Consider the following 9,758-nt stretch of genomic DNA (forward strand, 5'->3'; position numbering starts at 1 on the left):
TCTAATTAAAGAAGCAACATGTGGATGACAGCAGTGATTGTAAACAATATGCGACGGGTTTCCATGACATCTACTTCTAATTAAAGAAGCAACATCAGCACCACTCAGGCTTGCGATCGAAAAAATCTTCAAAAAGTTTCCATGACATCTACTTCTAATTAAAGAAGCAACGAACAGTACCATCAACCATAACTATTTGATGAGTATCACTAAGTTTCCATGACATCTACTTCTAATTAAAGAAGCAACTAATCGCGCTCAAAAACGAATACCTTAAGACCATAGATTGTTTCCATGACATCTACTTCTAATTAAAGAAGCAACTAGAATCAAAATCATCAACTTTTCTCGCTACTAATCCCGTTTCCATGACATCTACTTCTAATTAAAGAAGCAACGTGTCGCCATGACTTCCGGCTGCTTGTTGTAGTTTCCATGACATCTACTTCTAATTAAAGAAGCAACTTACGTGTACATCAAGCCGGCAACCTGACAATTGAAGTTTCCATGACATCTACTTCTAATTAAAGAAGCAACCTTCTTTTTCTTGTGCCTCTACCACGCGCTGGACGTAGTTTCCATGACATCTACTTCTAATTAAAGAAGCAACCTGGCTCGCGCATCTGAAAAAGCGGGGCTATCGGGTGGACGTTTCCATGACATCTACTTCTAATTAAAGAAGCAACATATTTTCAAGAACTACCTTGTAAAGGTAATGAAAGGTTTCCATGACATCTACTTCTAATTAAAGAAGCAACTCAATAAGAGGTCTCGGGTCTCGTGCGCCTTGCCCTTCAAATACGTTTCCATGACATCTACTTCTAATTAAAGAAGCAACAGCAGGTCATCGCTGCCCAGCGCGTCGAGCTGCAGGCGTTTCCATGACATCTACTTCTAATTAAAGAAGCAACCCCGTAGAATCCTAGGGTTGCAAGTATACCAATTAGTTTCCATGACATCTACTTCTAATTAAAGAAGCAACTGCTAAAGTAAATCTTGAAAAAATGAGAACTAATAGTTTCCATGACATCTACTTCTAATTAAAGAAGCAACCCCCTGATTTTAAATCCTTACAAGGCAAGGTGTCCAGAGGCGGTTTGCGAGGGATACCAAAATCATCGCCTGAAACAAGGGTTTAGGGTCTAAAAAAATGCTTGAAAGCTTTACACAGTAAGGCGGCGAGGGATAAAACGCAATAATAGGCTTTTCGGGCATTTTGAAAACTCCTCGCACTATTTAGATATTTGTCTAATTAAAACGGCGTTTCTTTGGTCTGACATGCGGTGTAAAAGTATAGTTTGTTTGGGGTTTTGATTATGGCGCCACAAATCCTGATATATATAGACTTGTCACACTCTGGTTCTAACTGAACGTTCGTTTTTTATGCTTTGTGAGTTGGGTTCTCAGAAATTTTGAGATTTATGAGATGCTGCACTGCGTTCAGCATGACATAGGTAGGTGGGCGCAATGACATAATTTGGTGGGCACCATTGCTATATTTACAGTTTACTGTCTTGGTGTAGTTGTTGAAATACCCATTGTTGGATATCTGAGTATAGATATAAATTGGTTTTGTTGTCTACAAAGTTTTGTTGATATTGGTCTCGAACTAGTTTTAGCTGGCTTTGACAAATGTTTCCCATGACTTCGATGATTTTACCTGGTGGACATGCATGATTATTTGCTCTACTTCTATTATTCCATAATTCGTGCATTTTTTGTTTGGATACGCCTATGGAATAGTGCATTATTTCATTTCTTTGTTGTGCCCAAAAGTCTAAGCTTTGTAGTGAGGTTAATACCAAGTTCCAGTTTTCATTACTAATGTTGCGAGATGGTATAAGTAGTTTATCTATAAAGTTACGTTTGGCAAAACGGTTGTGTAATTTTACTGGTTTGGCATTTGGCTGTTGATAGTTTCTTAATTCTGTACTGTATTCTTTTTGGTCGTTATAAAATTCGTTCCACAAGGTTTCTCCTATGTCTTGACGTACTAAGGGTATATTTAAACTATCATCTTGGGTATGAAAATATTTTTGTCCGTTTAAGATTTTTATTAAACGGTCTAGTGTTGCTTCATAGAATGATGACATTCTTGCTAGGAAGTTGGCTATTTGATTTATTTGCCAGTATATACGACATTGTGTGTACAAGTTTAATAGTTTTTCATCTCCTTGATTTGTTATCCAGACTTTGAATGTTTCTTCGGCGCCCCCTAAACAGTTAAATTGTGAGTTTTTTTCTGTTAATGCGCTGTCGTAGTCGAGATTCATATAATGAACACCAACATTTAAGGCTGCAATTATTTTATCTAGTCTCAGTTTACCAGATTTTATGTCGTCTTCGGCTCCTTTTTCTCTAATTACAAAATCTAATACTTTATCCCATTCTTTTAATATTTGTTTGGCGCCATCAAAATCCCAACGTTCATCTAATAACAGTTTAACTGCCTGATATTTCTGTGTTCTCATGTAACGCCAGTAAGATGTTAATTTACATTCAGATGGTGTACCTGCTAATATGTTTTTGATAGAAAGTTCTGGGTCGATAAAAAGCTGTTTGGGTATTCCAGATGCTATTGCTTGCATTTTTAAAGCTGTTTGCATTTGTGGTGTACCACCTTTTATGCTAATTAATAGTGTCTCATCAGTGTTTATACGGTTGAAGAAGTGATAATAATAATTTAGTAGCGGGTCTTGTTTGTTGGCAGGGATATTTGTAGGTATGATTTCTTTGTGTAGTTTGAGGTTGGGAGTTTGGCGCCTAAACCATTTTTCTAGGATATCAAATAAGTGAATTGAGTCTGAAGGATAACCTTGTTTTTCGGTTTCTGGTTGGTCTGTTACAAAGAGGTATACTTCGTTGACTCTAAATTTTGGTTCTATTGCTGATTTTATTACACCCCAGATGCGACCAGGACGAATACGGTTATACCATGTTTCTTCGTCTTTTTCGTAAGCTTCTAGTATTTTGAGGGTGAGTTCTCTAAATGAGAATCTGCCGTTGTTAAGTGTGATATTTAACTCAGGACACAGGTATTCGACAATATAACTGCGTCGCATTTCATTTTCCCAAATTGTTTTTTCGTTGTCATCTAGTCCGAAATAATCAATATTTGGTTCACTTCTATCAAAACCGACGGGAATATAATAGTTGTCGATTTTAATTGATAGGTCAGAGGTTCCAATGTTGGCGATTAAAATTGTCATTATTTGTTGAGTAATAATTGTTTTTACCAGACTCTAATATAATCGGCACCTAAAGCTTCAACAAACTTCTTGCGAGCTTTATTATTAACTCCAAAAATTGTCACCGTTTGGTAATTATCGCTCTGCTTTGGAAAATTAGATTTGATAATGACAAAGGATGGAGTTCCAAATTTACCTCCTACTTCACTGTTTCCAATTCCTTGACGATTAACTCCTTTAAAGTTATTGTTACCATAAAGTAAATTTAAGGCTTTACCTCTAACTTCTGAAGTGTTACCTTTGTTCTCCCAGTCTGTAACCGTTTTAGAGTGTTTTAAATTCTGGTCGATGGTAATATATATGTGAGCTTGTTTATTTAATATATCTTGCGAACGTGGATTATCTGGATTGATTTGTACTGGTGCCTCTTTTACAGAACAAAGTGCAATAAAAGCTTTGCGAACTTGTGCAATAAACTCCTCCCATACTGTTTTATCAGCAGGTAAAATAAAATCGTTTAATTCAAAGTGACATCCTCGCATTCTGGGACTATTCCAATTTAATGGGCGCCGGGAACCTCGACCGATACCTCCTAAATGCGATGATAGTTGTAAGATGTATTGAATTAAAGTCAGGTGTTCTGGAGTTTTGGCGCCGAGCAATATTTTACCTTTGTAGTAAAATAATTGTTTTTGCTGTGAAGGCTTTTCAAGTTCTACAGCGATGCGTATACTACCTTCTCGACTTTTGGGTTCAATTGTACCAAATAATGTTGCTTCGAGTTCTTTGCATTGAGCGGGTGAATAAATTCCTAACGCTAAAGCTCTAAACCAATATCTTAACATTCCGCGTAATGCTACTGGACGGAATTCTACTTTTTCGGCGCCATATATTCCTTGTGTCCATAATTCAAATTCATGTGACGAAGAGTGAGGCAAGTTTTCGGTACTATTTAAACGTCCATATCCACTACTAACTCGCGAACCAATACCTAGTGATAGAGCTTTATTTAACCAAATTTTAACTTTATTGATATCATTCTGGGCAGATTCTGAGTTCTTAACGCGACTAGTTTGAGTTAAACCAATAAGGATTGTTGGTTCTTCCATTGATAGTAAATTATGAGGCACTGCATTATATGTAACTATATTTTCTTGCCAATGCCATTGTGGATTTGCTATATCTAAACTTAGACAAGGTGCAGTAGGAAAAGCATCAAGAATTTGGACGCTACCAATACCACCTTCAAGTGTTCCTAAAATACGATTAATTTCTGCTTCGCTATCAAGCTTAAGTTTTTTTGCCGCTGCTAAAATGGCGCCTTTCAAACTGCTAGAAGTAATATAAGGAATACCATATACAGGGTGAAGTGCAGGTAGTAGTAATTCACGAAAACCTCGCATTCCACCAACACGCACTCGCCAAGGAAATTTTACTGTTATTACATTGGCACCTGCTATTTTTTTAGTTCTCTCTGTGAGAAGATTGTAAACAGTAGCACAGGTTTTATCTGCTGAGACTGCGGCTTCGAGTACAGGTTTCGCTAACTCATTCTTCTTCTTATCAACTCCAAATTTTGTAAAATTCAGAGTTTGTAGTGGATTTTTAACTACACTTTTTGATGCAGGAGATGGTATTATACGTCGTGGTGCCATAGTTGGTTTCGGAATTTCAACATCTACATTTATACGTTTATTTTGCCAATGAGGAGACATTTTCGCTTTAATTTTACCCAACTTGCTTTTAACTTCATTCTTTTTTACTTCGTTAGGTGTACATAACTTTAAATCATTACCATCTACACAAATACTGCAATCTCTTAATAAATCATACAAAGGGTTGTTATCTTTTTTGAGTTTATCTAAAAAACTCTGCCATTCCTTCTGCATAATTATTCCTCCGCTTCTCCTAAAATAACAGGCGCCCAAAAAGACCATTCACGTGCTAATTCAATTGCCAAACGATTAGTAGCTGTATAATCTTTAAAATCCATATTGAGAAAACAGCCCTCATCATCTACATTAAAATTGGCGCCTTGAAAATCTTTGAGAGCAATTAAAAAATCTTTGTAAACCTTACTCTTATACTTAGTATCCTCAGCTTTGCCTTTTTCAAACTTTTTGGCATCACCACTCAACCGATGTAAACCCCAAGTAGAAATATAAGTAGTCAAACCTTGAACCAAACCACTAGCTTTTTTATGATAATTACTATCAAGCTCATCTGCTAAACTAGTCAAAGCAGCATATGCTTTGTTACTAAAATGACGTGAATCAAGTTTCATTATTAGCCATCCTTTTGTAATATTGTAGTTAAATTAGCCCAACCTCGACCCAAACCTTCCAAACCGCCAAACTGCAAACGTTCATTCAATAAACTATGTAAAGCATCACGAACATTAGCAGTTTTTTCAGGTTCCTTAACTCTTTTTAATCCCCAAGGAAAAAATAATACACTTTCAGGTGGAATAGCTTCTTCAGAACGGAACGAACCACCCTTAACAGTTTTAGAATTATCTTCCAAAGCAACTCTAACCTCTCGCAGCAAACCAGTTTCTACCAAAGCAATACAATCCTCATCAGTTAAAATAACTAACTTCTTCGCAATCTCATAAATCATGGCACTATTAGCACTCAAAGGTTGTAACAACTTATCAAGTACAGAAGCATTAACAACCTCCAAATCCTCTTTCTCTAACAACGCGGTTTGCAAATAAAGCCTATTAGAATCAAACGTAATCACCGCTGACTTATTACCCGATAACACCTTCCTAGATTCTTTTACAAACCCTTGTAAAGGACTACCATTCAACCAACGATTCCAACGTTCCAACCAAAGAGGACAACTTATCCAAATCAAATGATGACTTAAAGAAGCAATAGGAAAAAACAACAGCGTCGCATCAGCAAACCAAACTTCTCCTTCAGTAGGTTGCTGCCCATCCTTTATCTTTTGTCCAAAAAATATACTCGCTTCACCTGGATACAAAGACTCCAACTCCGCACGATTTTTGCCACGTATTCCAGAAGCAGGTAAATACGGAAACTCTGTATGCACTTCACGCGCAATACCCATCAAATTACCCTCATTACTACTACTGCCAGTATGCAGCGCAGTCAAAAGGTGCATATAAGTCACATAATTACTCATCTTTCACCGCTCACCGTATATATCTTTCTCAATGTAACTCACCAAAACTTTAACTACCAGTGTTTCAACGCGAACGACAAAAAGTAGGGTGCGTGGCACCACCTACATATTTTTATAATTCATCATACTTTGTTTCTCATTCGCGTGACAATGTGGAAAATATGTTGGACTGGGTTTATATTGAGAGAGAAGATTTTTATGATGTATGAAAAATGTCTACTATAGCCCATTTTATTGTTGGTGTACCTGGTAGCGGTAAGTCTACTTTGTCACATTTGATATCTCAAACTGGAAGTTATCAGATTGTTTCTACAGATGCTATTCGCGAGGAATTGTACGGCACCGCCGAAATTCAAGGTGATTGGCAAGTTATTGAAACAACTGCCATTAACCGTATTATTACGGCACTAGAAGCAGGGAAAAGTATTATTTATGATGCTACTAACTTTAAACGCGCGTTTCGTATCGATTTTTTACAAAAGGTTAAGAAGAGTTCTGCAAACTTAACTTGGATAGCATGGCATTTGAATACACCTCTGCACACTTGCTTGAGTTGGAATAAGGAGCGTACTCGTCATGTTCCCGAAGCTATTATTGATAGTATGTACAAAGTACTGCAAGCTTTTCCTCCTATTACCGCAGAAGGGTTTGCTATGGTCAATACTATAGATGTGACTTCACCCAAATTTACTGTTACAGAAATTAACAAGTTAATTCAAAAGCTTCCCCGCAGTATTATTAATAGCAATAATCGCACGCAGCATAAAAAGATTACTTTTCATCAATATAGTAACTTATTAGATTTTGAGCGTTTACTACATTTAATTGCTTTAATTATTAAATATTCTGGTTTGGGTAGTTTACAAACGATAAATCCAAGTTTGTTAGAAAACATTTTAGGTTATACACCACAGTTTACGAATGATATTCAAGAAATTACTGCTGTTATGGCAAAACTGCGTGGTGGAGTTTATGCAGATGCACAAGAAATAGGCGCCGATTTAAATTGGTTAGCAACTCAAGGCATTATTAGCAATAAGTCAGAACCAGTAAAAGATGTAGAGGTTACTTGTACAGTAACACATGCGTACTCAGACAAACAACCGTTCGACCGTTTAATTGGAATAATTCACACTTGTATTCAACAACCATTTTTAACGAATACAGAACAAGGACAACTCAAAACCCTCACGAAAGCACTTGTGCAAGCTGGAGTCATTTACGATGCTGAAAACGAACTTGATACTGTCCGTAAAGATATTGAGAAAGTTTTAAAGCCATATAAAATATTACCCGAATATTCCATGCGTCAAGGTTACTTTATCGGTACAGCAATTCTCTCACAATCTGAACTCATCAGGGTTTTTGATATTCTCCAATCTCATGCAAACAGCCTTGATGACCCGTTAGCATTAGAAGTATATGATACATTCAAACAGCGATTACTTAATTCTAAATTAATCGAAACAATAGATAATATCTACCCTGTGCGAGCGATTGCAAATAGTTCTAAAATAGACTCTGACTATTTACCTAAACATGCACTTACTAATAGTATTAGCGAACTAGAACTGGCTATTGTGCAGGGTAAATTACTCGAACTTGGTAGTTTTCCTGGCGCCGCTAAATACAAAGATGATGAAAAGAGCTTTTTCTTAGCTTACCCGTTACAAATTACCTTCTCTAATTTAGCATGGTATCTAGGATATGAATGTGTACAAGGAGATAAACCAGGTTTATTTAAATTTGAACGTCTCGATAGATTATTTCTAGGAAGACCACAAACACTCTCAAGAAGTCTTCGTGAACAAGAAAAAGCATTATCCAAATTGCAAACTTTACTCAAACACAGTGCTGGAATATACTTAGGCTATAATCCCAGCGACCAACAAAAATTTCTCAGTCCCAGAAAAGAAATACGCGCTCAAGTAACCGTCAAAGTCGAACTATGGTTTAGTGATAAAATTTACCCATTCATTACCGAAGCAACTAAAAGATTTTTGCAAATCAAAATGTCTCCCCCTATCAAACCCATACTATCGTCACCCAACTCCAAAAAATCAATCTTTACCCTACGTCCAACAGGTAACAAAACACTCCCCCACCGCTTTGAAGTAATTTTACCAAAATGGTCACTAGACGAATTTGACTTTTTACGATGGATAATTGGTTTTGGAGGTGAAGTAAAAGTAATCGAACCTGTTGAGCTTGTGCAAAAAATAAAACACCTAGCTGAAGGAATTATTGATATTTATAATCTATAATTCAAAATATTTGACCAATACTATTAACAATAAATTGTCTTAGTTCGTTATGGAAAACAAAGAATTTACATTTGACCCAATGATGACAGTTTGGGAGTTTGGTTATTGGACTAAGGGTTGGAACGAACCAGATATATCTAATCATCACCATTGGGAGGGAGCTAGCAATTTTGAGCCTTGGAGTATCGGAAAGGCTTTAGACCGTGCGATAGAACTTGGTTATTTAGATGCATCCGAGAACATGTTCGTACAACTTGTTTAACCGAAGGAGAATATATTTTTGGTTCTGAAGAAACCGGGTTTCTTTTGGTAACGTTGAGGATTGTAATAGTTAGTACAGAGAAACCCGGTTTCTGGTTATTTTTTGACTAAAATGTACGCATTCGCAAATTCAGGAAGAGTACGAACATAGTCTTGAAAATCACCTTTGCTCTTAAAAACACCCGAAAGATAATCAAGTTGGTACAAACTTGGTAAAAAAGCACCACCAGTATCAGCAATAACAGCCATTCGCAGGCGCCTACTATTGCCTTTTCCTCCATCTAACACAATCATACGACCCAAGCCAATATTTAGAACATCACCAGCAAAGGTAACACCAGGTTTAATGGAGATTTTTGCATCAATTTTGTAACCATAACCTTTGATAGCGTCAACCTTTCTAAAATACCAGTAGCGCTTTTGGTTTCTTGGGTTTACACCTTTAACAAAAGCAATTTCATTACTTCTGTCTACATTAAAGTACCCACTAGTACCATCAGGGAAATTAATTAATACAGTTCCTTCCATCAATGCTTCTTCTAAACCTTGTCGAGTTAGGTAAGCAAGGGGTTCAACTTTACCGTGTTCTTTACCACCAGATTCGTATATACCACCTAATACATCTTGTTTTGTATATTTAGTGTAGAACTTATCGGAAGCAAATTCATCTTTGATACTGTAGATAGGAATACTGAAAGCAGAAGTTTTTGTACGTGAACCTGGATGTGTAAAGACAGCGTACTTAGTTAAGCGTACTTGTTTTTGGGCGGGTTTTTTAGGGTTATGCGCCGTCCATTTAATTACTCGGAAGTTTTCGTTGATAAAATCTGGGTTTTGTAAGCGAGTCTGGCGCCCGTTTGAGATATCTTCCTGCAAAACCGTTATCATAAAGTCA

Annotated in this window: 7 protein-coding genes and 1 CRISPR repeat array; of the genes, 2 read left to right on the forward strand and 5 right to left on the reverse strand. The window is 36.7% G+C overall.

Annotated features, from left to right (window positions below; genetic code table 11):
* Nucleotides 1–57 precede the first annotated feature (57 nt).
* Nucleotides 58–1,053: direct repeats of the CRISPR family, unit length 36 nt; unit sequence GTTTCCATGACATCTACTTCTAATTAAAGAAGCAAC.
* Between the two features lie 446 nt (nucleotides 1,054–1,499).
* The 4 genes from AC2JBO_RS39240 to cmr4 are packed head-to-tail and all read right to left on the reverse strand — an operon-like array spanning nucleotide 1,500 to nucleotide 6,338.
* Nucleotides 1,500–3,209 (reverse strand): hypothetical protein, encoded by a 1,710-nt coding sequence (locus AC2JBO_RS39240; protein ID WP_496959044.1) that lies wholly within the window; start codon nucleotides 3,207–3,209, stop codon nucleotides 1,500–1,502.
* 23 nt (nucleotides 3,210–3,232) lie between these two features.
* Nucleotides 3,233–5,077: an RAMP superfamily CRISPR-associated protein gene (locus tag AC2JBO_RS39245; RefSeq protein ID WP_496959045.1), complete on the reverse strand. Its 1,845-nt coding sequence runs from the start codon at nucleotides 5,075–5,077 to the stop codon at nucleotides 3,233–3,235.
* Nucleotides 5,078–5,079: 2 nt separating this feature from the next.
* Nucleotides 5,080–5,472, reverse strand: coding sequence for a hypothetical protein (locus tag AC2JBO_RS39250; protein ID WP_496959046.1), 393 nt, complete (start codon nucleotides 5,470–5,472; stop codon nucleotides 5,080–5,082).
* Nucleotides 5,473–5,474: 2 nt separating this feature from the next.
* Nucleotides 5,475–6,338, reverse strand: a complete 864-nt coding sequence (gene cmr4, locus AC2JBO_RS39255; protein ID WP_496959047.1) for a type III-B CRISPR module RAMP protein Cmr4 — start codon at nucleotides 6,336–6,338, stop codon at nucleotides 5,475–5,477.
* 212 nt (nucleotides 6,339–6,550) lie between these two features.
* Between cmr4 and AC2JBO_RS39260 the strand changes: the two genes are divergently transcribed.
* Entirely contained in the window at nucleotides 6,551–8,602 is a 2,052-nt protein-coding gene (locus tag AC2JBO_RS39260; RefSeq protein WP_496959048.1) for an AAA family ATPase, read from the forward strand.
* A 49-nt stretch (nucleotides 8,603–8,651) separates the two neighbouring features.
* Nucleotides 8,652–8,864, forward strand: a complete 213-nt coding sequence (locus tag AC2JBO_RS39265; RefSeq protein WP_496959049.1) for a hypothetical protein — start codon at nucleotides 8,652–8,654, stop codon at nucleotides 8,862–8,864.
* Between the two features lie 95 nt (nucleotides 8,865–8,959).
* Here the strand turns inward: AC2JBO_RS39265 and AC2JBO_RS39270 are convergent.
* Nucleotides 8,960–9,758: hypothetical protein (locus AC2JBO_RS39270; RefSeq protein WP_496959050.1), on the reverse strand; the 799-nt coding region annotated here is incomplete at its 5' end.

The sequence above is a fragment of the Calothrix sp. CBUCES-K 9914 genome (assembly GCF_059640475.1).